The sequence below is a fragment of the Clostridium sp. CS001 genome (assembly GCF_020443565.1).
GTDB lineage: Bacteria > Bacillota > Clostridia > Clostridiales > Clostridiaceae > Clostridium_AD.
This window is the reverse complement of sequence record NZ_JAIZZN010000039.1, coordinates 1-26,557: the sequence shown is the minus strand read 5'-3', so window position 1 is coordinate 26,557 and position 26,557 is coordinate 1. Positions and strand designations below refer to the sequence as shown.

35 protein-coding genes and 1 tRNA gene are annotated in these 26,557 nt (G+C 31.2%); 4 read left to right on the top strand and 32 right to left on the bottom strand.

The window, feature by feature from the left end; translation table 11 throughout:
• Positions 1-639 precede the first annotated feature (639 nt).
• Positions 640-2,751, bottom strand: coding sequence for a DEAD/DEAH box helicase (locus tag LGK97_RS18140; protein ID WP_226261432.1), 2,112 nt, complete (start codon positions 2,749-2,751; stop codon positions 640-642).
• A gap of 261 nt (positions 2,752-3,012) precedes the next feature.
• Positions 3,013-3,609 carry a TetR/AcrR family transcriptional regulator gene (locus LGK97_RS18135; RefSeq protein WP_226261430.1) on the bottom strand — a complete coding sequence of 199 codons (597 nt, stop codon included), beginning with the start codon at positions 3,607-3,609 and terminating at the stop codon, positions 3,013-3,015.
• 287 nt (positions 3,610-3,896) lie between these two features.
• Between LGK97_RS18135 and LGK97_RS18130 the strand changes: the two genes are divergently transcribed.
• Both LGK97_RS18130 and LGK97_RS18125 read left to right on the top strand, forming a co-directional pair.
• Positions 3,897-4,745: a hypothetical protein gene (locus LGK97_RS18130; protein ID WP_226261428.1), complete on the top strand. Its 849-nt coding sequence runs from the start codon at positions 3,897-3,899 to the stop codon at positions 4,743-4,745.
• A 73-nt stretch (positions 4,746-4,818) separates the two neighbouring features.
• A complete protein-coding gene (locus LGK97_RS18125; protein ID WP_226261426.1) occupies positions 4,819-6,021 on the top strand; it encodes a DUF5692 family protein in 1,203 nt (400 codons plus the stop codon).
• Positions 6,022-6,101: 80 nt separating this feature from the next.
• On the opposite strand, the gene LGK97_RS18120 is transcribed toward LGK97_RS18125, so the two are convergent.
• Positions 6,102-6,269: a hypothetical protein gene (locus LGK97_RS18120; RefSeq protein WP_226261424.1), complete on the bottom strand. Its 168-nt coding sequence runs from the start codon at positions 6,267-6,269 to the stop codon at positions 6,102-6,104.
• Positions 6,270-6,345: 76 nt separating this feature from the next.
• On the bottom strand, positions 6,346-7,032 hold the full coding sequence (locus LGK97_RS18115; protein ID WP_226261423.1) for a DUF1287 domain-containing protein: 687 nt from the start codon (positions 7,030-7,032) through the stop codon (positions 6,346-6,348).
• Between the two features lie 130 nt (positions 7,033-7,162).
• On the opposite strand from LGK97_RS18115, the gene LGK97_RS18110 reads away from it, so the two are divergent.
• Positions 7,163-7,585: a hypothetical protein gene (locus LGK97_RS18110; RefSeq protein ID WP_226261421.1), complete on the top strand. Its 423-nt coding sequence runs from the start codon at positions 7,163-7,165 to the stop codon at positions 7,583-7,585.
• 15 nt (positions 7,586-7,600) lie between these two features.
• Here the strand turns inward: LGK97_RS18110 and LGK97_RS18105 are convergent, their stop codons facing one another.
• A complete protein-coding gene (locus LGK97_RS18105; protein WP_226261419.1) occupies positions 7,601-8,497 on the bottom strand; it encodes a fumarylacetoacetate hydrolase family protein in 897 nt (298 codons plus the stop codon).
• Positions 8,498-8,841: 344 nt separating this feature from the next.
• On the opposite strand from LGK97_RS18105, the gene LGK97_RS18100 reads away from it, so the two are divergent.
• A tRNA-Leu gene (locus LGK97_RS18100) sits at positions 8,842-8,926 on the top strand.
• A gap of 609 nt (positions 8,927-9,535) precedes the next feature.
• Here LGK97_RS18100 and LGK97_RS18095 read toward each other — a convergent pair.
• The 27 genes from LGK97_RS18095 to LGK97_RS17965 all read right to left on the bottom strand — a co-directional run bounded on the left by LGK97_RS18095 (position 9,536) and on the right by LGK97_RS17965 (position 26,355).
• The gene (locus LGK97_RS18095) at positions 9,536-9,982 is read right to left on the bottom strand and encodes a hypothetical protein (protein ID WP_226261417.1); all 447 of its coding nucleotides are present in this window, start codon (positions 9,980-9,982) and stop codon (positions 9,536-9,538) included.
• Between the two features lie 54 nt (positions 9,983-10,036).
• Positions 10,037-10,747 (bottom strand): Type 1 glutamine amidotransferase-like domain-containing protein, encoded by a 711-nt coding sequence (locus LGK97_RS18090; RefSeq protein WP_226261415.1) that lies wholly within the window; start codon positions 10,745-10,747, stop codon positions 10,037-10,039.
• A gap of 453 nt (positions 10,748-11,200) precedes the next feature.
• Positions 11,201-11,734, bottom strand: a complete 534-nt coding sequence (locus LGK97_RS18085; protein WP_226261413.1) for a GNAT family N-acetyltransferase — start codon at positions 11,732-11,734, stop codon at positions 11,201-11,203.
• A 354-nt stretch (positions 11,735-12,088) separates the two neighbouring features.
• A complete protein-coding gene (locus LGK97_RS18080) occupies positions 12,089-12,979 on the bottom strand; it encodes a DUF3658 domain-containing protein (RefSeq protein WP_226261411.1) in 891 nt (296 codons plus the stop codon).
• Between the two features lie 226 nt (positions 12,980-13,205).
• Positions 13,206-13,337: a hypothetical protein gene (locus LGK97_RS19855; protein ID WP_264175087.1), complete on the bottom strand. Its 132-nt coding sequence runs from the start codon at positions 13,335-13,337 to the stop codon at positions 13,206-13,208.
• Between the two features lie 72 nt (positions 13,338-13,409).
• Positions 13,410-14,168 (bottom strand): DUF5694 domain-containing protein, encoded by a 759-nt coding sequence (locus LGK97_RS18075; RefSeq protein ID WP_226261409.1) that lies wholly within the window; start codon positions 14,166-14,168, stop codon positions 13,410-13,412.
• A gap of 256 nt (positions 14,169-14,424) precedes the next feature.
• Positions 14,425-14,523 (bottom strand): histidine phosphatase family protein, encoded by a 99-nt coding sequence (locus tag LGK97_RS18070; RefSeq protein ID WP_226261407.1) that lies wholly within the window; start codon positions 14,521-14,523, stop codon positions 14,425-14,427.
• Between the two features lie 45 nt (positions 14,524-14,568).
• On the bottom strand, positions 14,569-14,847 hold the full coding sequence (locus tag LGK97_RS18065; protein WP_226261405.1) for a hypothetical protein: 279 nt from the start codon (positions 14,845-14,847) through the stop codon (positions 14,569-14,571).
• Between the two features lie 11 nt (positions 14,848-14,858).
• Positions 14,859-15,224, bottom strand: a complete 366-nt coding sequence (locus LGK97_RS18060; RefSeq protein WP_226261403.1) for a hypothetical protein — start codon at positions 15,222-15,224, stop codon at positions 14,859-14,861.
• A 75-nt stretch (positions 15,225-15,299) separates the two neighbouring features.
• Positions 15,300-15,965, bottom strand: a complete 666-nt coding sequence (locus tag LGK97_RS18055; protein WP_226261401.1) for a UDP-N-acetylglucosamine pyrophosphorylase — start codon at positions 15,963-15,965, stop codon at positions 15,300-15,302.
• Positions 15,966-16,020: 55 nt separating this feature from the next.
• On the bottom strand, positions 16,021-16,473 hold the full coding sequence (locus LGK97_RS18050; RefSeq protein ID WP_226261399.1) for a GNAT family N-acetyltransferase: 453 nt from the start codon (positions 16,471-16,473) through the stop codon (positions 16,021-16,023).
• Between the two features lie 239 nt (positions 16,474-16,712).
• Complete coding sequence (locus tag LGK97_RS18045) at positions 16,713-17,039, bottom strand: MazG nucleotide pyrophosphohydrolase domain-containing protein (protein WP_226261397.1); 327 nt, start codon at positions 17,037-17,039, stop codon at positions 16,713-16,715.
• Between the two features lie 107 nt (positions 17,040-17,146).
• Complete coding sequence (locus LGK97_RS18040; RefSeq protein WP_413228452.1) at positions 17,147-17,386, bottom strand: GNAT family N-acetyltransferase; 240 nt, start codon at positions 17,384-17,386, stop codon at positions 17,147-17,149.
• 103 nt (positions 17,387-17,489) lie between these two features.
• Positions 17,490-17,939 carry a hypothetical protein gene (locus LGK97_RS18035; RefSeq protein WP_226261393.1) on the bottom strand — a complete coding sequence of 150 codons (450 nt, stop codon included), beginning with the start codon at positions 17,937-17,939 and terminating at the stop codon, positions 17,490-17,492.
• 103 nt (positions 17,940-18,042) lie between these two features.
• On the bottom strand, positions 18,043-18,459 hold the full coding sequence (locus LGK97_RS18030) for a GNAT family N-acetyltransferase (protein ID WP_226261391.1): 417 nt from the start codon (positions 18,457-18,459) through the stop codon (positions 18,043-18,045).
• Positions 18,460-18,543: 84 nt separating this feature from the next.
• Complete coding sequence (locus tag LGK97_RS18025; RefSeq protein ID WP_226261389.1) at positions 18,544-18,810, bottom strand: DUF3795 domain-containing protein; 267 nt, start codon at positions 18,808-18,810, stop codon at positions 18,544-18,546.
• 31 nt (positions 18,811-18,841) lie between these two features.
• The gene (locus LGK97_RS20070; protein ID WP_413228451.1) at positions 18,842-19,624 is read right to left on the bottom strand and encodes a GNAT family N-acetyltransferase; all 783 of its coding nucleotides are present in this window, start codon (positions 19,622-19,624) and stop codon (positions 18,842-18,844) included.
• A gap of 118 nt (positions 19,625-19,742) precedes the next feature.
• Positions 19,743-20,447 (bottom strand): 5'-methylthioadenosine/adenosylhomocysteine nucleosidase, encoded by a 705-nt coding sequence (locus LGK97_RS18010; RefSeq protein ID WP_226261387.1) that lies wholly within the window; start codon positions 20,445-20,447, stop codon positions 19,743-19,745.
• 90 nt (positions 20,448-20,537) lie between these two features.
• The gene (locus LGK97_RS18005) at positions 20,538-21,539 is read right to left on the bottom strand and encodes a phosphotransferase (protein ID WP_226261386.1); all 1,002 of its coding nucleotides are present in this window, start codon (positions 21,537-21,539) and stop codon (positions 20,538-20,540) included.
• 121 nt (positions 21,540-21,660) lie between these two features.
• Positions 21,661-22,191 (bottom strand): GrpB family protein, encoded by a 531-nt coding sequence (locus LGK97_RS18000; RefSeq protein ID WP_226261384.1) that lies wholly within the window; start codon positions 22,189-22,191, stop codon positions 21,661-21,663.
• A gap of 47 nt (positions 22,192-22,238) precedes the next feature.
• Positions 22,239-22,382, bottom strand: a complete 144-nt coding sequence (locus LGK97_RS17995) for an NUDIX domain-containing protein (protein ID WP_226261383.1) — start codon at positions 22,380-22,382, stop codon at positions 22,239-22,241.
• A 190-nt stretch (positions 22,383-22,572) separates the two neighbouring features.
• Positions 22,573-22,848, bottom strand: a complete 276-nt coding sequence (locus LGK97_RS17990) for a hypothetical protein (protein WP_226261381.1) — start codon at positions 22,846-22,848, stop codon at positions 22,573-22,575.
• 138 nt (positions 22,849-22,986) lie between these two features.
• Complete coding sequence (locus LGK97_RS17985) at positions 22,987-23,337, bottom strand: DsrE family protein (RefSeq protein WP_226261378.1); 351 nt, start codon at positions 23,335-23,337, stop codon at positions 22,987-22,989.
• Positions 23,338-23,431: 94 nt separating this feature from the next.
• The gene (locus LGK97_RS17980; RefSeq protein ID WP_226261376.1) at positions 23,432-23,623 is read right to left on the bottom strand and encodes a hypothetical protein; all 192 of its coding nucleotides are present in this window, start codon (positions 23,621-23,623) and stop codon (positions 23,432-23,434) included.
• A 384-nt stretch (positions 23,624-24,007) separates the two neighbouring features.
• Entirely contained in the window at positions 24,008-24,835 is an 828-nt protein-coding gene (locus tag LGK97_RS17975) for a hypothetical protein (protein ID WP_226261374.1), read from the bottom strand.
• Positions 24,836-24,942: 107 nt separating this feature from the next.
• On the bottom strand, positions 24,943-25,548 hold the full coding sequence (locus tag LGK97_RS17970) for a flavodoxin family protein (RefSeq protein WP_226261366.1): 606 nt from the start codon (positions 25,546-25,548) through the stop codon (positions 24,943-24,945).
• Positions 25,549-25,896: 348 nt separating this feature from the next.
• On the bottom strand, positions 25,897-26,355 hold the full coding sequence (locus tag LGK97_RS17965; RefSeq protein ID WP_226261364.1) for a GNAT family N-acetyltransferase: 459 nt from the start codon (positions 26,353-26,355) through the stop codon (positions 25,897-25,899).
• Between the last annotated feature and the right edge of the window lie 202 nt (positions 26,356-26,557).

Genomic DNA, 26,557 nt, shown 5'->3' with positions numbered 1-26,557 from the left:
TCTCTTAGTTTATAACTAAGAATTACTTTTTGCTAAAGTAATTAACTGGTTTAACGAAATATTATTTCGTTTCTTTACCTATTTCTCTGTTTAATTTTCAAAGACCAATTTGTTTTTTCATCTTGCGACGACTTCTACTATATTACTAGATACTTCTTAATTTGTCAACAACTTCTTTCAATACTTTTTAAATATATTATTGAAGTTTTAAGTGTTAACTTATCAATGTTTACCTTTGTCGTTACTCATTCGTTGCGACAAGGAGTATTCTATCATATAAATAAAAGCATTTTCTCACAAAATAGGCACTTTCGCTAATTTATATTCATATTCCTCCAAATATATAGAAATATCTTAGTATTCCTTATTATGATACGCATGGCTAACTATTGTCATATCCTCTCAAATCAATGAAGAGAAATGGGATTTCTTCCACTTCTCTCTAAATACTATGTCTATCTGATATTACAATATATTGATATTTCTATCCCAATGTCTATGAACTGAAACATCAGCATAAACTTGCTTTTATAATCACCTTTGCTAAATTAATCTCTGCTGGGTTTATATTCTTCTCTTTTGTTACCTGGTTTGTTTTTCAGACTTTTATATATCCTTTATTTAATATAATAAATCATCTCAGTTTTGTGTCTTCTTAAAAAGTTTCTTGTAAACTGAAGTTACAATTAAAATAGGCCAAGCAAAGAGCCTTCCTATGGATGCAATTGCGTTACCAATAAATAATGAAGAAAGTGCATCCATTAGCGAATTATCATTAATAAGATAGGTCCAAGTTGAAGAAGGTGGTTTTATACGTTGCTGCAAGCTAATGAGTCCCTGCTCCGATAAATCTAGCGTATCAAAATTTTGTAAAATTCGCTTTTCTATCTCCTGCTGTAGCCCCCCAAATGTGTCAGATGTATCCATTTGAAATTCTCGCAGTGGATCTTTACCTTTAAGTATAGCAAGTTTTACTCCATCTTGAAGATACGCTACATGCGCAAGATAATCAGACCAAACTTCGTCTATATTATATAAAGCAGCTTGTTTTTCAAGTTCATTTACAGTTTCCTCATTAAATAAGTTAATTAATTTTGCAAATAGAGCTGGATTTTGCTGACCCAATATATTAAAAGGCGCACTGTCGCATACTATTTCCATTCTCCTTTGCTGCACCTGAAGTCGTTGATTTTCTATGAAAAATGCATACCTCCATAGAGCTCTTCGCAAATCAGAATCTTGCCCCTGAATAATTCTCTGTACCTGTCCTATTTTATTTGCAATCTTAGGATTAAGCAAAGGTTCTTCCTGATTTCTTGGTCTAAGTGCTGTTGATATTAATTTATCTATACCATATCTTTTTATGAGATCATCTTCAAGACTTATAAAGAACCTTGAAATGCCAACATCGCCCTGTCGCCCTGCCCTTCCTTTTAGCTGCTTATCTATACGCATACTCTCATGCCGATTTGTCCCTATTATATATAACCCTCCAAGGGCGACTATTTTATCCCTATTAGCTCCATCTACTCCCCCGAGTTTTATATCAGCACCCCTACCTGCCATATTAGTAGCAACAGTTACTGAGTATAGCGTACCTGCTTGTTCAATAATATGTGCTTCAAGTTCATCATTTTTTGCATTTAGAACTTTGTGTTCAATAGATATTTTATTTAATTCTTCGGCTAAATACTCCGATTCCGCTACACTACAGGTACCAATTAGAATAGGTTGCCCCGTTGCATTCACTTTCTTGATTTCCGCAATCAAAGCCTTGTACTTAGCTTCCTTATGTGTAAATATTACATCAGGATAATCCACTCTCTTGCAAGGAATATGTGGAGGAATTACTAGCACCTCCATGTCATAAAACTCACTGATTTCATAGGATGAATCATTAGCTGTATCAGTCATTCCTGCAACTTTTTTATAAAGTAAAATTAAACTCTGCAAAGTCATCTGGTTCATAATACGCCCTTTTAATTGGGCTTTTGCACCCTCATTAACCTCAATTTTTGCTTTAACTTCATCTGGGCAACCTCTGTCTTGCGCTGCATTCCCCCCCAGCTTTCCTCCCGATGCAATAACTAATGGTATTCTGGCTTCATCAATTAATATGGAATCTGCCTCATCTATTATTGCAAAATTAAATGGACGTTGCATAAGCTCACTTTCTTTATAACAAAGAGAATCAACTAGATAATCAAATCCCGCTACCTTGGCTGTTACATATATAATATCAGAGGCATAAGCCCTTTGCTTCTCGCTTTTCTTCATATTTTCCTGAACAAACCCCACGGTAAGTCCAAGCATTTCATATACAGGACCCATCCACTCTGCATCTCTTCGTGCTAGATAATCATTAAAAGTCAGTATATGACAACCAAGACCTGAAAGTGCATTTAAGAATGCAGGGAACACGGCTGCTAGGGTCTTCCCTTCCCCTGTCTGCATCTCTATTAATCTTCCCTTATGCATAGCTATTCCAGCAATTAGTTGCTCATCGTATGGAGAAATCTTTAGTACTCTTTTAACCGCTAGCATAGCAAGTGCAAAAACCTCTATAATTATATCATCCATAGGTATACCCTTGGAAAGCTTATTCCTAAACTCATGTGATTTATTTAGAATCTCTTGGTTATTCAATGACTCAAATGAAACTTGTTTGATTTGCTCTACTATTTTCTTATAGCTATTATATTCAGCTTTATTTGCTGAATTCTCAACTCTTTCACTAATACTAATAGACATAAAAACCACCATTCTTTCAATATAAATTAGTAACAAACACCGGATGCAGCTTCTATTTGCTTAACTTTTAAAATTAGCATTAAATCATCACCTGCGGTGCTGCAATATTAACAACTTTGGAAGCAGAGTTACCTCTGGGGCAGATAACAATTATCAATTGTTATCCTGCCACCAAAGTAATTTTTCTGGGCTAGGCAACTGTCACTTATAGAAGATGGCAGACTTAAAGCTTCCAAAATGTTGTTAAAACTGAAATTTATTTTACATACCAGCAAGTTGATCCAAAAGTCTTGGTATGCCATCTTTAAGAATCACATGATATACCTTTAAAATATCCTTAAGGTCTGCAGGATTTGCGCAAAGCAAAAGTTGCATAACAATGCCATCAATTGCTCCAATAAGCAGTGATGCCAATGCCTTATTATATTTAGTAGGTGCCTTCTTATACATACGCTGCATTAATTCCTCTGTCCTACATACCCATTCATCATATTTAGCCTTGAATTTTTCGCTTAACTCAGCATTGCCACTTATAGATTCCTGAGCCAGATAAAACTGAATACGATTTTCATCAACTTTTTCAAATCTTTTTATTATATTTTCATAGATTTCTTCAATTAATTCATTAAGACTTCTTTCCAGACTCTTAGATTCCTGCGCTATACGTACAGTTTCTGAAAGACTCTCATCCATAACCTCATAAAGAATATCTTCCTTACTGCTATAATAATGGTAAATGGCTCCAGTGCTGAGACCTGCCTCTTCAGCAATACCTCTCATGGTGGCACCTGATATACCACTTCGACTGATTACACATTTAGCCGCCTGAATAATACGTGCTTTTCCCTCTATTGACATGAGTTTACTACCCCCAAACCTGTTTTTTCACTCCTATTATAGCACATAGACATAAATTTCATTGACTATAGAAAAATATATGAATTATGCCTTATAAAATATTGTTAATTTTTATACATATGTTCATTGACAATTTTATGCATAATGTTATACTAATTATAATACCGAACGCATGTTATGTTTTCGCTTACATGAAAAATGCAACTGCATAATTTATCTTACTTTACAATTTGCTAAGTATCAGTATCCTGTACATCTTGTGATTCGGCAAAAAGGAGTGAATTATTATGAATATTCCCGTATGGAAGTATGTCCTTTCCATGAGTATGTATTTTACATTACTTATGGTTATAGTAGGTTGCATGCGAAAGTACTACAAATTTTCAAATTGGTTTTGGCTTGCATCACTATTAACCTTCCCTATTTGGCTTATGTCAGGAGGAGTAGTAGGTTGGTTCCGATGGTTCAAAATCATAAGCGTTATAATCCCAACTATATTCTTAGGATTTTCTAGAGTTGCTAATTATGAAAAAAGAGAAGGCAAAATCTGGAGTGCTCTACGGAAAGACTGGGTGCTTGGGGTACTTTTTGGCGTGCTATTCCTTAATATTATGGAAGCCACTGTTAAGGACTTACAAACTGGTAACTACTTAAACTCACTTTGCGGTTTCTTACTTTGTGTCACTATGCCCTATGCTCCAAAGTTTTGGAAGCTATCTGCAGACAATGGTGATCGTGGCGATCTAATCGCATACACTACAATTGCATGGAACTTCCTATATACAACCTGGAACCTATGCTTTGTATATGGCGAGAGTCATAACTTCTTTGCAAGTTCAGTATGTATCCTTTTGGCTGCAGAAATATATCCAATTATAAAAAGACGTCCAGAACTTTACATCACTGCTAGAGTATATACACTGGCAACACACATGCTATTTCGTGCCTGTGCGCCAAACTTATTCCCTGCAGTAATGGATTCCTCAGCATGGTTTAACCCAGATGTGTTGAAATATTGGGGTATGATAAACGCAATATTGATTATACCTTATGTATTCTGGCATACTTGGCAGCTTCATACAGGAAAATCAGAAGTTACGTTCCTTCGTGGCAAAACTCAATCCCTAAGTTCTTAAGTTTCATAAATATTTAATCTTAAAGGTATTGTTATATGTTAATTCAATTTGATAATAAATAGGGGGCTTTTCTATGAGAAAAATCAAAATGACGCTTAAAACCTCTGCTCTTACTATCTGTTTACTTATGATAATGAGCGCCTGCGTTTTTGCTAATCCTAATAGTGATTCTACTAATAATAAAGTGTTAGGTACTTGGCAAGGTATTGTAGATGGTAAAAAAGGAGAAGGTTCATTCTTTTATAGATTTAACTTTCATGATGATGGAACAGTTGCAGTTATAAAGCAATATGGTGGTCACGATGAAAAGGAAGATAAAACGTGGAAGAAAACTGGGGACAACCTTCAAATTATTAGCGGTCCAAACGCCAAGATAACTGATTTTGATAAAGGTGAAAATGTTCTATTTACGTTCACTGACTCTAAAACCATTGCATATAAAGACGGTTTTTATGAAACAGATTTTAAAGAGCATAAAAGTGGTCTTGCCTTTTTTCACTGGATATTAATCTTAGTAGGTTTAATTGCCCTTAATGAGATTTTTAGAAGGTTCAAATGGCCTACTACAATATTTTACTTTATTCTACCTTTTGCACTAATACCGTTATGGGCCAGTCATGGAGTTACTTACTGGTTCAAATGGGTGAAAGTATACTCAGTTGTTACTGCTTGTATATGGTTTACTTGTATGCGGTATACAAAGCTTGGCAAAAAGGTATTTCCTAGATTAATCGCTGCAATGTTTATAGCACTGAACATTACTGAAGCTGTTACTCAGGATTTTTCACTAGGCTATGCACCTAATATTTTAAATGGAATTGCTGGTATCCTTTCTATTATCACACTATTCTATGGCTGGAAGGGTATTCATATTGATGGAAGCAAGGAACATGATATGGTTTGGCCTAAAATGACTGTTTTATGGATATTAGCCTATGATGTTTGGAACTTTGTTTTTGTGTATCTAAACTTTCCAGGCTCTGCATCTGCACAGTTTATGGTAATACTTTCTTGTACCATTCCGTCTTTGTTTATTAAAAAAGGAACTTGGCTACAAGCTCGTGCCTTTACTTTAGCAGCATGGTTTATGTATTATTTTACAGCACCTCGCTTCACAGAATCAATGCAGCTTCATGTGCCTAGAAATGCTTCACTGAGCATGGCCCTAGCATTGATAAGTATTGTTTTAAATGTTTTATGTGCAGTAGCCTTCTTTAAGAATATAAAAAATGAAAAGAAAGCTTCTAAGAAGAACTCACCCTCACCTACTTTCTAACCGTGCATTATTTAAAAAAACTGGGTACATCATATAAAAGTGATGTACCCAGTTTAATTTTTTTCTATAATTAAAAATGCTTATTTTTCATCAATATCTATACAACTTTTTTGGTTTTTCATTACAGCATCACTTGACACCGAGACACTTGCTTCCAGTGTTTTCATACGTGTATCTACCCATGCATCAGTATTATCTTTTTCAATAGGTTGTTTCTTTAAATGTTTTTTCGCTTCATTATTACTCATTTTATCACTCCCTTAGTTACATTATCTCCACAAGTGATAGAAACTATTATAAAAAAATAATATTGAAATGATTATATTATTTAAATGTCCATCTATAATGTGCATGTATGGGTGCAGTAAACCAAGATAATTTCATTATAGTCGCATGAGGCTTAGTATTATGAATAACATAGGGAATACCATTTTTATCTCTCTTATTAGAAATAATACCAACATGCTCATACCCTTTTATAAATACCACAATGTCACCAGGTTGCCACTGCATCAAGTTTTCTTCATCTCTAGCTTTAACTACGGTAGTTAGACTTGTACAATGCCTACTAAAAAATACATCTTGATTAGGAACCCGTCTAAAATCAATGTTAGGGTCAGGCTTTCCCTCTACTCTAGGATAAAGCTTAGTGTTATTTTTTATGTCCTCGTCAATAAGATCCTTCAAATTAATATTTGCCTCTTTAAAGCCCCTCCAAATTACATCTGTACATACACCCTCAGTTTCTGGTGGATATCCACCGGCAAAATAGTTACTTACATACTTTGTTTTATTAAGAACTTCTTTATTTGCACCATTAACTACATCTAAAGCATCCGCTACTCCATTATTGTTGTTATCTACTTTCGAAAAATCTTCAGTGACTTGAAACTTGGGCTTAAAAATATTAAAGATGTATTCATTAATAAGAGCCTTATAAGGTATAAATATATAGGCAGAAGTTAATGCTAAAAGTACTATTATTAATATCAAAATATATTTTTTCTTCAATGTATCACCATCCTATTTGTTTTACAATTATACCATTATTACTTACAAAATAATACAATGAGCGGATATTGTTGTACCTACTATAATGCTCTAGAATCATCATGAAAAACTTAATAAAGAGGTGATTGATATGATTAAAAAATTATTAGTTACATTATTCTTTTTTGTTATATTCCTACATTCAATAACTGTAAATGCTGAGGGTTTTAAACATATTGAAATTTTTGATCCAAAGCAAGATAAAGTTGTGAAAGTAGTCCAATCAAATCTTCAAATTCAAGATATAATTACAAGTTGGATTACCAATATAGAAGGAGTGTATAAAAATGACCCCGCTACTGACGACGGCTATGTTATTAAAATCCCTTTAAACCCTTTTGTTAAAGTAAACTGTAAGTCATTGAATACACTTGTAAATGAAGTCTATATCTTAATTCCTGAAAATAAGCCACCATGTTATCTGATTTTTGAAAATGAAAATAAATTATCAAGCTTTCCATTTAACGGGGATATAGACATACTGTCAAATATTCTAGATTTTAAACTCAAATAACTGGATTAATTATCTTTATTTATTTGAAACTTCATTTACAATAGTTCCTATACCCTCCACATAACATTCCACTATGTCTCCATGTTTTAACATCTTTGGAGGTTCAAAACCCATTCCAACACCAGCAGGCGTTCCTGTACAAATTATGTCCCCTGCCTTAAGAGTAAACCCTTTAGATAAATCACTTATGATATATGCAATATCAAAAATCATATTTCTAGTGTTTGAGTTTTGCCTAAGCTCACCATTAACCCTACACTGTATATCAAGTTCTACAGGAAAAGCAATATCATTTCTATGAACAATTACAGGACCCATAGGACAAAAGCTATCCAAGCTTTTAGCTTTAAACCACTGCTTGTGCCTTACTTGAAGATCCCTTGCTGAAACATCATTGGCAACAGTATATCCAAAAATATATGACCTCACCTCATCTATCTTTATATTGGTTCCTTCCTTTCCTATAATAACTGCAAGCTCTGCCTCATAATCTACTTGGCTCGTAACCTCTGTTGAAAAGGAAATATTATCCCCAGTTGCTATAGCTGGACTAGCCACCTTAGTGAAGTATATAGGATTCTCCGGTATAAAATTATCTGAGATTTTAGTTTCTTTAATTTCCCTTGCATGCTCCTCATAGTTTTTACCTATGCAAAATAAATTTCTTTTAGGATATGGAATAGGTGCTAAAAGTCTCACCTGCGATAACTCTAATGTAGAAAATTCTCCCTGACTTACTACAGATTCTATTAATCCTATAATCTTGTCATCAGCTATTTCTATAAACCCTTGAAGATCCCTTACTTCTAGAAGTTTAAGTTCCCTCATAACTTCATTAATAGAAATAATCTTAGTTTCTATTAATATTCCTGCTAAAGTTTCACCTTTAAATTCATAAGTAACAAATTTCATATGTAATCTCTCCTTTTTAGTGTAGTGCCACCCACGTGGCAAGTGACAAAAGTGACAAGCTCTAATATACAACACTTATCTTTTAATGATAATTATACCATATAGTTTTTCATAGAAATCTTGTTTTTAAATAAAATTAGAGACTTCTATATTTAAAAATTTCATGGAAAACCATAAATATTGTCATAGTTTATTGTTAATAATCTAAATAATATTTTATTGACATTTATACGTTTACATGATAATATATTTCTTATGATGTAAGATTTACCACTAGTTAAATATTAATGTATAAGCCTTTAGGTGGTAACGTTATTTTCATTCCTTTACGAGTAACTTTATATGCAGATGTGGCGGAACTGGCAGACGCACTAGACTTAGGATCTAGCGCTTTACGGCGTGCAGGTTCGATTCCTGTCATCTGCACCAAAAGAGCAGTCATTTTATGACTGCTTTCTTCTTTTTTACCTTTAATGTACTAAATCCATATATTGCTTCTTTACTTAAGCTTTCATCTGCTTTTTATTTGACACTGCTTTTTTAAACAACATGGCTACATTATAAATAGTGCTGATATTAATGCAATTCCAATATGATAAACTTCTATTTTATCTATAATTCAAAAGTATTATTTAATATTAATTATTATTTGAAAATAACTCTTTACAAGTATCTATTCCTGTGTTATTATTGTTTTATAAACAAAGAATCAAATTTAAAAATCATTACAAGCAGCGGAAGTAATTCCACTCAATTATTAACTTTCATTAGATAAGATAAAAAATTACTAATAGAGAGGGGATAGTCCAATGGTTAAAATTAAATGTTCAGAGTTTTTAGAGGTTAGTACAATTTTATAAGTAAGTGGTCTTTAAAGAGAAAGACAAAGAAAAATACTTTAATTTGAAAATAATTACTATACTCTATCTAATTTAAAATTTAATATATGACATTTATAAAGGGAATTCACAACGTGAATTCCCTTTTAGTGCCATCCACGTGGCAAGTGGCAAGTAGCATGCTCTATTTCACTTACAATTATTTTATTTTGTTGATTTTTATATACTTATCGTACCAATCAGCTCCTGTAGACCATCCATTTTTATTATCCTCAACCCAAATCTTTACTGGATTTTTTTCGCCAAGTATTTCATTACAAATCCATGCTGTTAACCACTCATTGCCACCACTCAAATTGCCTCTTTTGAATTCATCTATAAAATAATCTACAACTGGTTCTCCCATTTGTATAATTTCTGCATATTCAATTTCATGACCTTCCACATGGGCCAATGGATTTGACAAATGAGGATTCGATGAAAATGTTTTTAAATTATATTTTATCTTATTGATTTGCTCGTTAGTCAAGGCTGGTTTTTCATCTGATAATTTACTTATCTTATTAAATCCTATAAAACCTAACAGTATAAAAACCACTAATAAAGTAAAGACTAAAGGTTGCTTTAAATATGAAAAAAGTTTCATCATACCCCTCCATTAATTTACTATTAAAATATTAAGGTTTCTTTTAATCCTTACCTAATCAATAGTGATTTTTTCTACATTTCCAAACATTTCAAACTGGTTAGTTTTTCTGTCAACAAAAATAGCCCCATCATCACTTATAGCATATATATCTTTGTTATAATTCTTTGCAAGAACTTTTAATTTATTAATATATGACTTGTGTTTTTCTTGATTTTCACCTGTGGTATGAATATTTGTATGTACATCTATAAGAAAATCAACATCCAAAATCCCCAATCCTTGCAGTTCTTGAAATCCTCTCGGTCTATTATTTTCTTCTGTAATAAAATATTTCTTGAACTGAATACATGCTCCAGCACTTCCCCCAATAATAATATTTGTATAATTTTTTAATTCATCCTGTATACCGCATTCTAATATTTTTGTTGATAACATTACTGGATTACCCCCTGGTAAAACAATGATATTAGAGGAATCAATCTCTTTTTTAATTTGATTTACTGAATCATTGTAGCAATTAGCAATAAATATATTTTCATCTTTGATGCCAATTTCTCGTAAATACCCAATTGTACATTCGTAACGCTCACCATATCTTGGAAAGTAACCTTCTGTAAATTCTTTATCAGACATTTCTATAGGGAATGCCCATGGAAAGACTACTACTTTGTAATCTGCTGACACTAAACATTTTAACCTATCTTTGATATATGGAAATCCAATGGAATTCGTGCTAAATAATATACTATATTGAATACTCATTCTTATCCTCCAATTATATAAATGATCTTAGTTCTATCTTATCTTACAAAAGAATATATATAGTTTTTTCTATATATGCATCTAATAAGAATACCCCAAATCAATTTGCAATCTTTAATACCGCTTGTATTTCATCATCATTGGAAATATTTAAATTGATTTTCGCTGATACTTTAATATCTGGTTCTGCCTTATGCTGAAAATTACAAGTACCATCAGAAGTCAGTTATAAATTTCGTATTAGACTATTTTGCTAAAATAAAGAATTCTCTTATTGAAAAAATTTCTTATATCCTTTCACTATATCACCTTTGAATCCTACTGACTCATAAAATTTCTGGGCCAACGTTCTATGCATTCCTGTTACAAGCATAATAAACGAACATCCTTTTTCAATATATTTTCCCATAATATAGATTATTTCAATAATTTTAGAATTAGAATCTGGAGTCTCTATTTTAAATTTCTATATTCATCTTCAAGAATGCTCATATTCACCAATGACCAATATTGTCCATTTATTTTTCTGCATTCTCTTAGATTCCCTTCAGTAATAAATCCTGCTTTTTTATAGCAAGCAATGGCAGATAAATTAAAATCGAATACCCCTAAATCAACCCTATGTAAATTCAATTGATTAAAGGCAATGTTCAAAGCGGCACTAACCATTTGAAGCCCTATTCCTTTATTTCTACATTCTTTCTTTCCTACAAGAACCTTGCCTATCCGAGCAGACATATTTATTCTATCTATCCATAATAATTCTATATGACCTACTGTTTCATTACTTTCGATTAGTTTAGCACTAAACATCATACTTTTAGATTCTTCGCCTACCATCAAACTTATATCATTTTGAAGTTGATTTTCCAATAATTCAAGTGTATACGTGGGGCCTGCCCATTGAAGTAGGAATTCGTTATTAGGCACCCAAGAAATTAATTGTGGAATTTCTTCGCAAGTAAATTTTTCAAGTTTTATTATCATATTAAACACGCTCCATCTAAATAATTGGTCACATCTAAATACAAGGTTTTATATATCCTCTTAAATAATTATAATTTTATCATACTCTCATATAATAAACACTATTTATGTAAAACAAAGGGAGTGCAAATCTTAAAAAAATTAGAAGCTGGCGAGCTTGCCGCAAAGCTTCTAATTCCGAAATGTCTTATTGTATCGTGATACTTACATATCTATATATAAATTTGTTGATAAATTATCATTATTATTACAACCTTTAGAAATATTGAGAATTAACTCACTTGGATACTTCTGCAAGTTGCGGCATGAAAGCCAAACCCAATGATATCACAATAAGATTGATACTTCTATAATTCACACTAATGTCTTCTTCAATACTTTTCCATAGGGGTGCGACGGATCTTTATCTGCAACAATTTTCAGTTTGTTTTCTTCAATCATCTTTTTAATACGTAGAGCATACCAACCGTCGCCGATGCCTAGCGGATATTTAGATAATATTCTTCCTATTAGTTGAGCCATAACAAATTCCTCATCAGGAATATTTTTTATAATAATGTGGTCATAGAAGTCTTCCTGAACCGAAATGAGATTTCCATTAACCACTGCTCTTAAAGGTGCATTTTCCACCTTTAGATTCTGCCAAAGATCGCTTTCCATACGCTTTTCGATGGTTGGTAATTCTCGCTCAAGCGGCAAAAAACTATAAAACTGTCCCGCAGAAATCTCTCCCCAATTGCTGTAGGATTCAATTGTGTTTTCACCTGTTTTACGATATTTAGGTAATGAAACAACACTTGTCTTGCAGTCAATATCCCTTAATATATCGCACACAAATGCAAATCCACAAGCCGAATACGGTGCATTGCTTTTCCAAATTCTTATCGGAGTTCCTTGTGTTGCAGTGGTCACTAATCTTTCTAAATCTTCACGTTGCATATGAAAAAACCTCTCTGTTTCCCTTTCATCAAAATCAACGCCTCCCCATACTTTTCGAAACACATTTTTACGCTCACAACCATCTATTTGATCGGATATGTCACCAACATCAAGAGAAAATCCTATATAAACCACATCTTGTGAGTTTCCACCAATAGCCTTGCCTTCGAACATCTTTTTCAATTCGGACTTTGAAGGCTTCTTACCTATGTATCCTATAGCTCCACCAATCATACTTTTTTCATTATAGTTTTTTGCCATTTTCATGGCACCTTTCGTGCTATCGCTAAATACAACTTCAAGCATATATCCATCTCCTATTATACAAATAATTTTCAAACTTAAATTATACTGCAATTAAGAGAAGAATAACTAGTGATATTGCAAAAATTATCATAAATATAATATCCACAATTGCACTATATCCTACTTTAAAAAATGTTGTTTTTAAATATAAAATGAATATAGTTATTAATGATAGCATAGACGGAATATACTGCTTGTTTCATCAAGTTAATTTCATGCTCCAATGTTAAATCATCATCTGCGATGCTGCAATATTATTTCGCTGTCTTTTGCGCTCACATTCAGCAAATAATAAATCCTCTTGTTCCTGTGTTATTGCAATATAATCACATTCAATATAACAGCCATCATCTCTCAAGCTATGACTTAATATCCTCTAAAAATTCCATATCTTTTTCTTTCATTTTACTATTCACCCTTTTAAAAACAATTAATTACATGAATAATTAGTAGCTGTAAGCAGTCTATTAACATCTTCTAATTCAACCACATTGCACTCCCGTAAGAATTGATTTAATAAATAGACATGACTACTTCCTACGATGACTAATATTCTCTCATCTCCTGATGTAGCTAGGCGACAAATATTTGAAAAAAGCGTTAAGTTACGTTGATACCACCATATTAGCCAATCAATACCAACATATTCTCTCACATATCCAATGCGAGCCATATTGATATTCATTTCATGACTCTTTTTAATTTCATCTACATCATTACAAATCTGGTACATTTCTAATATGCTTTTGGCTGTATTAATATCAAAAGTTTTCCCTAAAAAAACTTCATTAAACAGTTCTGGCTGATTTGTTTTTGCCCATTCATAAACCTCACCATAAGGCCTAGTGGCAACACCAATCTCCATCCAGTCAATAGGATAAATTCTTTCATGTCCTAATTCGGATGCGATTCGAAATCCTAGCTGCTGATGCTCTCTTGATTTTAATTGAAACTGTCCATCAACATATGATTTATATGCATTATTTATAGCTTCATCATCTTCTGTAACAATCTCTAATGCTACTTTGGTTGGCTTAAAACATTTTAACCTGTCTACAACTTCACGTATCTCTTGCTGCCTTGTTTTAGAAAGAAAATTGTCTACTTCTGTATTATACATATCTGATGTTTGTCCCATATGAAACGTACCAACAAGAAGCACCTTTGGTTTTAAAAAAGTATTATTCATTTTTCAATACCTCCATAAATTATTTAAAAACACTAGTGAATAATATACTACCGTTGTGACTACAAATGTTCCAAACTAATAATTATATTTATTAAAATTATATTATCAACTCACTATCAATTTCTGTAATTGTACTATTATCCGTTTTAAATTTCATCATTTCATCAAATGGAGTGTTAGTTACATAACATTGCAACACATAATTACAGCACTATGTGTTACAATTGCCAAATCATGAGAATTTTCATTTATAATTTTATAAATTGCTGCTAAAATACGCTCTATCATAACTTCCTTGTATTTTTCCTTTTAAATTCCAATCTGTTTGCCCATGTCTTATTAGAAATAATTTCATATGCCCCCCCAATACTCCTCTGTTTAAATTGATTTTAATACTTAATTAATCCCATTGCCCTGGAAATCTTAATTTTTGTAACCTCGGAAACTTTTTATTATATTCTTCTACTTCTTCTTTTGGGAGATTATCAAAAACTTCCGATTCGTAGAACTTTCCTTTTATGCCTTTCATGCTATCTTCTGCTAATTCAATTCCCATAAATGCATCAAAGTTTTTACCCTCAGCAGTTGTAATATTAAAATTGTCACATGTTTTAAATCCTATTTGAGGATAATAATCTGGTTCTCCAAAAATCACAATTGTTGCATAATAAAAAAACATTCTCAATTAACCTATTTTATAAATTCATCTATATCATCATGTCGAATATCTATAGATTTTTTAGTATCATCATTGGACAGAGTTATATACATAGGACTTTCTTTGAGGCTCCCTCCACCTATTACCAGTGCATACGTACCATCTATTGGATAACACTTAATGTGTAAGCCACTTCCGATGTCTTCACTATCATAAGTTTGAAAATCTTCCCAAGACAACTTATCTCCTTTTTTCGATAAACTTTTTACTATCTCAAGCGTCAATTTAATAGACTGCCCTGTCTTTTGTTTTTCTGTATTAGGTATTCCTGTATTTTTACAACCAATGGCAAAAATGAGTGTTAGAAAACAGATAACAATAAATAACTTCCATTTCATGATAACTTCCTCTCTCTCATAATAAGAATAATACTTACTTCTGAATACGAAATTCCGGACAAATATTCTGGTTACTTAACTTTGTTTTCTCTCTACAATTTCACCGCTATTTTTCAAAATACTATTCTCTGGAATATAACCCCTCACAGAACATAATGGATAAACAATACTACCTTTTCCTAATATTGTCCCTGGGTTTAAAACTGTATTACATCCTACTTCCGATAAATCACCTAAAATTGCACCAAATTTCCTTAAACCAGTTTCAATAATATCTGTACCATATTTTACTTTTACTAACGTTCCATTGGACTTTAAATTAGAGGTTATTGCACCTGCCCCCAAATGGGATTTATACCCTAATATTGAATCACTAACATAATTATAATGCGGAACCTGTACTTTATTAAAGAGAATTGAATTTTTAATTTCAGTTGAGTTTCCAATGACAACATCATTACCAATGATAACATTTTCTCTAATGTAAGCGGAATGCCTGATTTCGCAATTATAACCGATAATCGCTGGACCTTTTATCAGAACACTTTTTTCAATAGTAGTGCCTTTGCCAACCCATATAAATTCCTCTATTCTTTCAAAATCATTTGGCAGAGTTTTTGCGTACTCAAAAATGAAAGTATTAATTCTTCTAAGAACTTCCCAAGGATGCTTAACCCCTCCAAATATTGCTTGTGCGTCTAATTCTCTCAATGTAAAAAGTTCATCAACGGAAATGCCCATCATAATCCTCCTTAATGTATTTCACAATACTTTTATTTAATATATTATTATAAAATTAAATTACTAACTTCATAATTATTTCATCATCGTCACATTCCCCTGTATCTTTAAAACCTAACTTTTCATAAATATGAATTGCATGAGAATTATCCATACTGCAAGTTAATATAACATCATTTGATTTTCCAAATGGTTTTGATTTTATATAATCTATACATAATTTCACAGCTTTAGTTCCATATCCTTTACCTTGATATTTCTCATCAATCATCATATGCCAAATATTATATGTTTCTTCATCATAATTATAAATAACCATAACATATCCTACAATAATGTTATCCTTATAAATTGCAAAAGGAGTACATTGATTATAATATACATATGCCTGTGCCAAACTACGAATAGGATGTGATACAAACTTATCTTGTCCATATCCAAGTTTTAAATTAAAACACTCAATAAAATTGCTTTCATTAACTTTCTTTAAAATTAATTCTTTCTCCATAAGATTCCTCCACTTATTTAGGGGCATTATTTTCTTTCTATCCCCCTATTATCAAAATAGTCTTTTTCAAATATACTATACGTCATGATGACCACAGGGGGATACTTCAATCCTGCGTTAATCATTATTATCACTTCTTAATTTAATTTTTTACAAATTATAACTTAGTAGGTCTTTTTAGAAAAATGCGAAACAACTGAGCCCAAAATTATGTTAATTCAAATCTACAAATTGGAGATTTACCAACGTTCTATATTTTTATTATGCTTTTGTAAATATACCTTCTTTAATTCCTCGGGTGAAATAGAATAACAAAGCATTACATCATTAAAATACATTAATACATCACATAACTCCTCTACAAAATGATTTCTTGTCTCTTCATCATTCATAATGTGATTATCGCCTTTTTTCTTGATTATATCAGCAACTTCACCGACCTCAATCATCATCCACAATAATTGATTACGCCCTTTATCTGGTGATAAGCCACCCCATTTATCCTTATATTTTTCCTGTAATTGCTTTTGGATTTTTTGCATCTCATTTAGCCCAAAATCATTCATATCAAATCCCCCTAAATTACTATTTGTCTGCATATTATATAAATAATTTTTTCACCGTCTTTTTTTACGAGTGTAACGCAGTTTACGAAAAATCCGTAATACTTCTTCTATCCTAACAATTCATATTCCATATAATAAAATTCGTCTTTACCATTAAAAGTATCTTTAACATATTTATCTTTGATTTTAAAACCAAGACTTATATAGCATTTAATAGCTCTTGTATTAAATGTTCTTACCTCAAGTGTCATAGGGTAATCAGGAAATGCCTTTTTACATACATCTATTAATAATGCCATAATCTCTTTACCATAACCTTGCCCACACCTGACTGCCTTTGTTGAAATTTATTACCAAGCTAATTTTAACTTTCTTAATATGAATTCTAATACAAATGCCACTAATTGAGAAATTAACTTGGTAGGCCCTTTAGGAAAAATACGAATTATGCTATTTTTTAGATGTCATTTTCCATAGCACCATATTAAAATCTTTTACATAGTTTTCATCATTTAGGTTCTTTGATATAGTTTTCAGTTGAGGTCTTACTTTATCTATATTTTCATTAATATATTGGTCAGAATTAAGTACAAAGAATTGACTTAAATATAGTAATAATTCAGATATAGATCTACTTTCCCTATACAAGGATAAATGCCTTATAGATTTAAGATTTTCAACAATACTTACACTGTTTTTTATAGCACTTTCATTGGACAATGCACCAGAACCATTGAATAAGTCAAAGCTTTTTTCTAAAGTTTCAAAATCCTTTTGAAACATTTCAGTATAAACTTTTTCTTGTTTTTTATAATCCTTCATTTTATAAAATTGAAAAACATTGATAGAAATCGAAATCATACAAATTAATATTAATCCTATCATTATCCTTTTTATCATTCAAATATCCCCTTTTCAATTCATGATATACTCAAAAGTTCCCACTAACCAAGGCATTAGCTTAGTAGAGTTTTTAAGAAAGATGTGTCTTAACCTTTATGTTCTATAACTCTCTTCCACATTGATATTTGTAATTCCTACATATCATCCCTTGAGATTTTATCATGCCTAATTTCTTATAAAAAGATTGTAGACTTTCATCACAACATAAATCAACCATATAAAAATCATTTAATTGCTCTAACATTCTTCTAACCAATTCTGAACCAATCCCCTGTTTTTGATATTCAGGTAATACTTCTAAAAGAGGAATATAAGCAGACAAAATTCCGTCGCCTACAGCATTTATAAATCCAATTATTTTGTTGGTTTTTTCATCTACTGCAATTAAAGACTTATAACTTTTTTCTAATATTGTTTTATGCTTTTCTAGACTAGGATGATTGGGCCAATCTTTAAAAAACCCTTCTCCTATTTCTAAGTGTTTTAAATTCGAAGAATAAATTTTATATAAAATCAAAATTACCAGCCTCAACTATTCCAAAATGCACCCATTCCTCGTTTACATCACTTCTTAGAATTTCTTTCAATTTAATCTCTCTCCTTATTTAAACCTATTTACCCATTCTCTGCATTGTTCAATTCTCATACCATTATCACCTTGTTCTTTATCATAAGAAAAACTATTTAGTAAATCACATGGAAAATTCCCACATTCACCACAATGCAATAGTTCTTTACTTTCACAACAAGATTTTACAAGACACTCTGCTCCCCAAAATGGCTTGTCTATATTTACACATCCGGTACACCCAGTTTCTTCTCTATATTCACATTTTGAACAATCAATTCCACATCTCGATTCAATCATTTTTTTCTCCTCCATGCATTTCTTTTTTAATTTATAATGCCAACAGTCTTTCAATTTCATTCTTAATTCTATTTATATAATCTTTTCTTACTTCATCGCTTGGTCTTGTGGATTCATCAAACAATACGCTATTGGGTAGTTGATAAACTGAACTTACGATAGGAGTATCTCCCTTCACCCTCGGGTATAAATGCCAATGAATATGAGGGCATCCATTTCCAAGCAGTTCATAATTCATTTTATCTGGCTTAAACACATTAGAAACAGCCTCTGCAACTATCGACATTTCTTCAAGATGTTTAATTTTAAAATAATCCTCTTTCGTTAATTCAACAATATCATCTGAAATTCTTTTAAATCCAACGCGTTCAAAGACTTTTTCTGCCGATGTTCTGGACTTTGGAAACTCATCAAAAATTTTATTAGCGCCTAACTCATTAAAAGCAATATCAATCAGCAATTTTAATGCTTGTTTACTGAATCCATTTCCTCTAAATTTGGCTTCAACAATTAAATTTACACAGTAAGCCTTTTTTTCATCCACATATCGTAAAGCAACTTCACCAATAGGAATATTCTGATCAACCTTCATAATATATGCATAATATCTGTCTGGTATATTATTTATCCACCTACAATACCAATCATTCCATGAATTTTGATTAAAATCTATGCAGCCCGTTTCCTTATTATAATCATGGGACTCACTAAAACCTTTATTATAAGACATAGTTTCGGCATCTGCTAAAAGGTTTCTTCTATAATTAAGCTCTGTTAAATTAGGTGTTTTTAGCTCTAATTTGATACATTCCACCTTGACTACCCCCTATCCTTTTGCAAAAATGCTTTGTAATCGATTACCAATTTGGTTTAATTTCCAATAAAATTGTAAGTGTAAATCTAAGTAAGTACAATGGAAAGAATAATTATAACTATTCATTACTAAAAATATGTCCTAAATCTTTAATAAGTTCTTCAACAAAATTTATAGAATTTAGTGCTGCCATTTCCATATTACTTTCAAATGTTTTTGAGCCGCTTTCATCTGCTTTATCTGACATTGAACGAATAACTATAAACGGAATTTTATTTACATAACATGTATGAGCAACACTAGCACTTTCCATATCTACACATAGTGGATTAAAATCAGCTATTAAACGTTCCCTTTCATTATGCGTAATAAATGCTTCACCAGTAATAATTCTTCCAACGTGGCACTTGCTTGAAATTGACAAGGAGTTAGCAATATCTTTACATAACTTTAACAGCGTAACATCCGATCTGAAATATATGTCTTCCATCCATGGATGATATTCTGTTAAAATTCCATGTGCAACATCATGATACGCAACCTCACTTGAAATAACTATATCTCCAATCTCAAGTTCCCTACTTAATGCCCCTGCAACTCCTGTTAGTACAATATGCGTAACTTCAAATTTATTAATTAGGATTTGAGTAGCAATTGCAGCATTTACTTTACATACTCCACAGAATACTGATACTACTTCAATTCCTTCATAATCTCCTGAATAAAACTTTAGCATAGCATGTTCACTAAACTTCTTATTTGAGATTTTACCTACAAAAGGCATTATTTCTTTTTCAGTAGGCCCTATTACCCCTATTTTCATTGCTTTATCCCCCTATTAATGAGCATTCTTTTTACAATGCCGTAACGATTTACAAATCATTATTATTACAACCTGCAGGAATATTCCAAACTAAAAGGAAAAGCTATCACTTCTCAGTTCTTTCAATATCCTTTCTAAATTAAACCAATTAACTGATAGCCAAATCATTTCATCTGCGAATCTCTTTGGTGGACCTTCACTATTAAATCCATCGTGATTAAGCCACCAAAAACTCTCTAAACAATACAATAGCTTTAATGAACGAATTATATCATCAGCACTAATATTTCCAAACTGATTGTAACCATCTACGAAAGCCTTTACTGCATTTATCCTTAAACAGTTATTATCTAGAGCAAAGGAAAGTATTGCCCTTGCTATATCCAATTCGGGATATATATATTGTAATCTATCAAAGTCTAAAATCACTGAAAGGGAATCAGGATTAAACAATACATTATCACACCATAAATCTGAATGTGCCCAGCCATGTTTGCATCCTTCAAAAATATTTATATCTATGTTTTTAAATATTTCTCTTTGAAGTTTAAGAAAATAATTAATATCTGCTGTATTTCTTTCGTTAGTTAATAACCAATTCTCATTCCATTTAGATATCAATTGCTCTTTAGATGGTACAATCCATGTAGGAACTGATTTTTCATCAATTTGATTGTTGATTATACTATGTATTTTTGCAAGCTCAACACCTAAATCATGTGACTGGTTAGAATTAATTTTCCCAGCATCTATAAGGTTGCCCTCACAGCATTCCATTACAATAAATCTTATATTTTGCCTTGTCCTTAATATTACATCTCCTTTAAAAGTTAGAATATGAGGACATCTTATATTTTTCTCACTTAATTTCATGTGGAATGAGAGAGCTGTATTTAAACGTTTCTCCTTTGAAACTGGGTTTCTCTCCGAGTTATACTGCTTAATAAAGAGTGTTCCATTATCTGTTTTAAACTTCCACTTTAAATTTAAAAATCCTTTATTAATTTCCACATACTCGGTAACTCTTATTAAAAACATTTTCTCTATTGTCTCTTTTATTTCCTCCATTATGCTGATTTTTTCATTAATCATATTTAACCACTCCATCTAAATTCTCGTTGCTTGTTATGTATTACAAGGTTCCACTAGCTATATACCTATAATTATTACAACCTTTAATAAAGTTACGCAGTAACCTTGATACATATTACTCTCATTGGTTATACAATACACTATGAATAAAATCCGCTTTCATCTCTGTATATTTTTCTCTGTCAGACTGAAATTCTTTAGATAATTCAATTTTCAAGTCTTCATATTGCTTTCTAATATCCATATTTTCATTTAATGTATTTCTAAACTTAATATAATTGTTCCATTCGTTACTATTATGTATAACTACATGAATATGATGTGTCCTTGTATCATTATCAAAATCGCCACAACAAAATAACAGATGACTTTCAGCACCCTTATCATCTTCAAAAATATCTCTGTGAATAAAACCGTTTTCTTTAAGTAGTGGAATTAATTCATATACATCTTTGAAACATCGTACTCCAATTACAATATCAATTATAGGTTTAGCCTTTAGTCCAATCACAGCAGTACTACCTACATGTTGCATATCTGTAGCTTTATTTAGAAATATATTCCTTAATATTTTGATAGTTTCTTTTGCATTCTCTTCCCATTGAGTAGAGTGCTGTTCCAGTAAAACAGTTCCTCTTAATAAGCCTATCATTTCGCACCTCCAAATTATATAAATAATTACATCTATACAATAAATTACTATTCTTCATTATATTGAATCCCAATGCCTATATTAGAACTAACCACTGTTAAATTACCAACCTCTATATCTATCACAGTTTCTTCTTTTATCTCTCTTTTAAATGCTTCAGTAAGGGTTTCTCCTACCTCAATATATATCACAATGTCCTCTTCGCTATTTATAATTGTATCTTGTAACTAGCATTCCCTTTGAGATAAGGTATTCAAAATAAAATGTCAAGGATAGCGGTTTTATAGCTAGTCAAGAAATTATGAATGAATTTGAATAAACCTGTAGTAGAGGATATTAATGCTATCCTTAATTTTCTATCTTTAATTCATATTAACAAAACTAGTCCCCACCATTAAGCCACTCAAGCCATCCTTCTTTGCCATCGGAGGTTCTAACCTTAATTCTAATATTGCGCTCTTTTCCTTCTTTAAATGCACTGTGATATGTGTTATCAATGTCAACAATAGTTAATACCTCGTTAGGCTCACATACCTTAACAATGCTATCCCTATCATAGCTAGATATAATTTTATTAATATCTTCTTTTCCCATGCTATCATACAGACCACTTACAAGATGTTTGTTTTTATAAGCAGAGCCAGTAAAAAGTATCAAACATTTGTCATATTGGAGTTTTTTCCCTTTTAAACTTTCCTTATTAATAAATTCTACTTTTTCTTTATTTATATCATAATAGCTTAAAGTTCTGCTTCCAAAGTTGTTAATATTGCAGCACCGCAGGTGATGATTTAACTACGGCTTTAAATAAGCATATCCCTCACTTTGTTTGTTTATAAGTTCTAAAACTCCAACCGGGACGATATCTATAAAATCAATTATGTCTTCCTTTTTTATATCATAAGCCATTAGTGCATTGTTACATGCAACAAATTTTACACCTTTATTATTTAAATTTTCCATAGAATTAATGTCTACATCTAAATTTTGATTGGTAGTATAAAACTTAACTGCTTCTGAGTTAGCCAAAACTTCAATATAAGATTTCTCAATACCTACAGCATCTAATAAATTACTAACATTTTTTAATAAGAGCCTCCACTTATTAAGTTCATCAATATGGAATATAACCTTAAGTTCTGACATAAAAATTTCCTCCTACTAAAAGCTTTGCTTTCAATTTTTTTTCGATAATGATTTAATCGTAAATTTATAATTAATTCACTCAATATTATTTAAGTCAAATAAATTCATCAATGATTCCAACTACAAGTATCAATAGAATAATATTAAGGATAGTTGAAATACACATATTGATTATTTTGTTTTTAACAAGCAATTTATCGTTGAAATTAGTAATAATTTTATATAAGTCTGTATACCACCATATACAAGAAGCAATCATAGTTGCCCCTATAATTAGTACTACCATAGTTTTCCTCCTCACTCATAGACTTGGATAATCATTCCTTTGTAATTCTTTATAAATCATGATTATTGCAACCTTTTAGAACATTGTGTCTTAATTAATATTTTTCATATTAACTTATGTACTTCTAGTATCCTATATCCTCTGCAATGTTGGCAAGCGCTTTGCAATTGTTTTTATCATTAGGATTTGCACCTATATAATGCAAACACATATATATATCGTGTTCTTTTTCGTTAAAAGCTCTCAATCTATTAGTAGATTGAGGTGTACTATGTATTGTAATGGATAAATAAAGTTTAGACAGGGCATTTTCTGCTTCACTCTTCCATATTGTCAGGTTAATACTTTTCAATTAAATGTTCAAGATCGTATCTCCTCATTTTTTTATTTAATATAAATATTTTGTTCATTATTATTGAGTGCTGTATATCCCACAGTTATTGTGTCATTTGCATTCATTAAAATGTATATACTAGGAGCATCTCTGTTCCCATATAAAATTGAGCCATAATTACCCTGCTCATCTGACATGCTTGATGAATACCAATAAATTTCATTCCTAATTTTATACGTTATCTGCACGCCTGCAATATTTATAGTATTTTTATTGTTGTTTTTGTCTACCCAAGTTCCACTCAAATTAGCCAAAACATTTGAATATGGTCCATTAGTTCTCGAGAAGTTTAAAATATGGCCTTTTGATGTATGATTTGTTCCATTTAGATATTTTACAAGGGCCTTGTCATCGTTTAGCCAAATTATTTCATATTCCTTATTTGAAAATGGCTTATATCCATTTGTTACTTTTATCTTATCATCTAACCTCATAAATATTTTATGGGCTGGTATATATATGGTACTAAACTCGGGCTCATCTTTTGTTTCCCTTATTATGAATGAATTTTTAGCGTGGGTAAACCTAGATTGAAATTGTATGTTAATTATACTTTTATAAATTCCCAATGTGTTCATTATTATAAAAAGAATTAAAATCCCGAGATATGCCCATCTAGCTTTTTCATTTTCAAAATATAATAATAATGCTGTTACTAGTATCATGTAATTCATTATATTGTATATATAATCATATGCTAGATATAATCCCTTACTTTTCCTGGCATACTCAAAAAATAACCTTAGTAAGATTAAAATAATTATAATAAATATTGTTGTTTTTTTGTACATCTGTAGCTTTTTTAAAATGTTGTTCATACTTTCACTCCTTTCACAAATTATATTTATTATATTTATTTCGATTTATCATACCGTTGAGACACTTAAAAAGAAAATTGCGTCTCAATAAAACTATCTTTAATTTACTAAACATTATTGATATTATACATTTGCTTACAAGTTTTAAGAATACTTAACGCAAATTCTTTAGCACTGTTAATTACATCATTTGTTTGAAAATCTGTAACTCCATTAATATCTCTGACTGCCAACATACCTATATAATTAAGGTGCGAATGTTTTGCTAATCTCTTTATTGATTCTTCAAATAAATCTGCTCCATTTTCAATCTCATAGCCACAAGTTGATATAACTGCACAATATTTATCTTGCCATAAACCGTATTTTGTTTTAGTATTACCATAAAACTTGTTCATACAAAAGAGCCTATCAATAACAACTTTCATAGGAGCAGTACAAAACCAAGAGTATATTGGGGTTGCAAATACTATACAATCAGCTTCCAAAATTGCACTATAAATATCATTCATTTCATCATTAATAGAACACCCTGTCTTCCTTTCCATATCTTGACAAGCAAAACAACTTCTGCATGCCTCAATATGTTTATCGTAAAGCCATATATACTGAACCGTTACCTTCTTATCCTTTAATTCTTCTATAAATGGTTGTATTAAGGTTTTAGTGTTACCATCCTTCCTCATACTACCCATAAGAACACATATATTCATTATTGCCCTCCTTAAAATAAAAACGCAAATTATTATGTTGCACCGCCATATAATACACTTGCACATCTATCGTAAAAGTACGATTAATGCACTTTTTAAAAGTATATTGTTTATGAATTTTTTTTAATATATATTTTTAATGCCGTTATAAATAAAACCGTTGTGTATATACCCAATCCTACAACAGTTATTAAGAATATGAACTAAAGTGAACTAAATACACAAGCATTGCCATATTTTTACCCCTTAACTTTATTATTGTTTGTTTAGCTACCAATTATAACTTAGTTACAAATATTAGAATATTGTGAATTAATATAACTTCTGATTATGCTTATTTTGCGGGAGTTAGAGTACCTTATACATTGATGTATAATTATTTATTTGAAATCCAAGACTTACATATAATGGTTTCCCTTTTTCAGTCGACATTAAATCAACGGCCGCAACGCCTAATAGTTTTGCTTCCGATAAAAGTTCAGTCATAACTTTCGTTGCAATGCCTTTTCCTCTATATTGAGGGTATGTAAAAACATTGTATACCGTACCGACAAGATATGATGAAAACGCTAATAGCGGAGGTCTTTCCACGATTGACATAAATGCAATTGCTAATACTTCATTTTCATTCTCGGCAATGATAGCAATAAATCCCTTGTTAAGGTGTTGAGTAAAATATTCTTCTAACTTCGTTCTAATATCTTGCACTTCTTCCGAAGAATACACACCTTTTTCTGCAAACAGGTATTCCATACGAATCTTTATGAGGAGGTCAATATCCTCTTTAAACATTTTTCTTACTTTCATGTTTTGCACCACCTTATATTTATAATCTTCAGTTCTCATTTTTTTACAAATGACCACTAACTAAGGAATTGATTTATTAGGTCTTTTATAAAGATTGTTAATCAACCTATCTTTTCTACTTTATCACCTAATACCAATATTGCTTGGTTGTTATTTAAACGAGTAACTTCACATTTATATTTTGATTCAAATTCTAAAATCC

What these genes read in the sequence shown, in the direction of transcription:
- LGK97_RS18140 (WP_226261432.1), bottom strand. Translation starts at nt 2,751, where the DNA reads ATGTCTATTAGTATTAGTGAAAGAGTTGAGAATTCAGCAAATAAAGCT.
- LGK97_RS18135 (WP_226261430.1), bottom strand. Translation starts at nt 3,609, where the DNA reads ATGTCAATAGAGGGAAAAGCACGTATTATTCAGGCGGCTAAATGTGTA.
- LGK97_RS18130 (WP_226261428.1), top strand. Translation starts at nt 3,897, where the DNA reads ATGAATATTCCCGTATGGAAGTATGTCCTTTCCATGAGTATGTATTTT.
- LGK97_RS18125 (WP_226261426.1), top strand. Translation starts at nt 4,819, where the DNA reads ATGAGAAAAATCAAAATGACGCTTAAAACCTCTGCTCTTACTATCTGT.
- LGK97_RS18120 (WP_226261424.1), bottom strand. Translation starts at nt 6,269, where the DNA reads ATGAGTAATAATGAAGCGAAAAAACATTTAAAGAAACAACCTATTGAA.
- LGK97_RS18110 (WP_226261421.1), top strand. Translation starts at nt 7,163, where the DNA reads ATGATTAAAAAATTATTAGTTACATTATTCTTTTTTGTTATATTCCTA.
- LGK97_RS18105 (WP_226261419.1), bottom strand. Translation starts at nt 8,497, where the DNA reads ATGAAATTTGTTACTTATGAATTTAAAGGTGAAACTTTAGCAGGAATA.
- LGK97_RS18095 (WP_226261417.1), bottom strand. Translation starts at nt 9,982, where the DNA reads ATGAAACTTTTTTCATATTTAAAGCAACCTTTAGTCTTTACTTTATTA.
- LGK97_RS18090 (WP_226261415.1), bottom strand. Translation starts at nt 10,747, where the DNA reads ATGAGTATTCAATATAGTATATTATTTAGCACGAATTCCATTGGATTT.
- LGK97_RS18085 (WP_226261413.1), bottom strand. Translation starts at nt 11,734, where the DNA reads ATGATAATAAAACTTGAAAAATTTACTTGCGAAGAAATTCCACAATTA.
- LGK97_RS18080 (WP_226261411.1), bottom strand. Translation starts at nt 12,979, where the DNA reads ATGCTTGAAGTTGTATTTAGCGATAGCACGAAAGGTGCCATGAAAATG.
- LGK97_RS18075 (WP_226261409.1), bottom strand. Translation starts at nt 14,168, where the DNA reads ATGAATAATACTTTTTTAAAACCAAAGGTGCTTCTTGTTGGTACGTTT.
- LGK97_RS18070 (WP_226261407.1), bottom strand. Translation starts at nt 14,523, where the DNA reads ATGAAATTATTTCTAATAAGACATGGGCAAACAGATTGGAATTTAAAA.
- LGK97_RS18065 (WP_226261405.1), bottom strand. Translation starts at nt 14,847, where the DNA reads ATGTTTTTTTATTATGCAACAATTGTGATTTTTGGAGAACCAGATTAT.
- LGK97_RS18060 (WP_226261403.1), bottom strand. Translation starts at nt 15,224, where the DNA reads ATGAAATGGAAGTTATTTATTGTTATCTGTTTTCTAACACTCATTTTT.
- LGK97_RS18055 (WP_226261401.1), bottom strand. Translation starts at nt 15,965, where the DNA reads ATGGGCATTTCCGTTGATGAACTTTTTACATTGAGAGAATTAGACGCA.
- LGK97_RS18050 (WP_226261399.1), bottom strand. Translation starts at nt 16,473, where the DNA reads ATGGAGAAAGAATTAATTTTAAAGAAAGTTAATGAAAGCAATTTTATT.
- LGK97_RS18045 (WP_226261397.1), bottom strand. Translation starts at nt 17,039, where the DNA reads ATGAATGATTTTGGGCTAAATGAGATGCAAAAAATCCAAAAGCAATTA.
- LGK97_RS18035 (WP_226261393.1), bottom strand. Translation starts at nt 17,939, where the DNA reads ATGATAAAAAGGATAATGATAGGATTAATATTAATTTGTATGATTTCG.
- LGK97_RS18025 (WP_226261389.1), bottom strand. Translation starts at nt 18,810, where the DNA reads ATGATTGAATCGAGATGTGGAATTGATTGTTCAAAATGTGAATATAGA.
- LGK97_RS18010 (WP_226261387.1), bottom strand. Translation starts at nt 20,447, where the DNA reads ATGAAAATAGGGGTAATAGGGCCTACTGAAAAAGAAATAATGCCTTTT.
- LGK97_RS18005 (WP_226261386.1), bottom strand. Translation starts at nt 21,539, where the DNA reads ATGATTAATGAAAAAATCAGCATAATGGAGGAAATAAAAGAGACAATA.
- LGK97_RS18000 (WP_226261384.1), bottom strand. Translation starts at nt 22,191, where the DNA reads ATGATAGGCTTATTAAGAGGAACTGTTTTACTGGAACAGCACTCTACT.
- LGK97_RS17985 (WP_226261378.1), bottom strand. Translation starts at nt 23,337, where the DNA reads ATGTCAGAACTTAAGGTTATATTCCATATTGATGAACTTAATAAGTGG.
- LGK97_RS17980 (WP_226261376.1), bottom strand. Translation starts at nt 23,623, where the DNA reads ATGGTAGTACTAATTATAGGGGCAACTATGATTGCTTCTTGTATATGG.
- LGK97_RS17975 (WP_226261374.1), bottom strand. Translation starts at nt 24,835, where the DNA reads ATGAACAACATTTTAAAAAAGCTACAGATGTACAAAAAAACAACAATA.
- LGK97_RS17970 (WP_226261366.1), bottom strand. Translation starts at nt 25,548, where the DNA reads ATGAATATATGTGTTCTTATGGGTAGTATGAGGAAGGATGGTAACACT.
- LGK97_RS17965 (WP_226261364.1), bottom strand. Translation starts at nt 26,355, where the DNA reads ATGAAAGTAAGAAAAATGTTTAAAGAGGATATTGACCTCCTCATAAAG.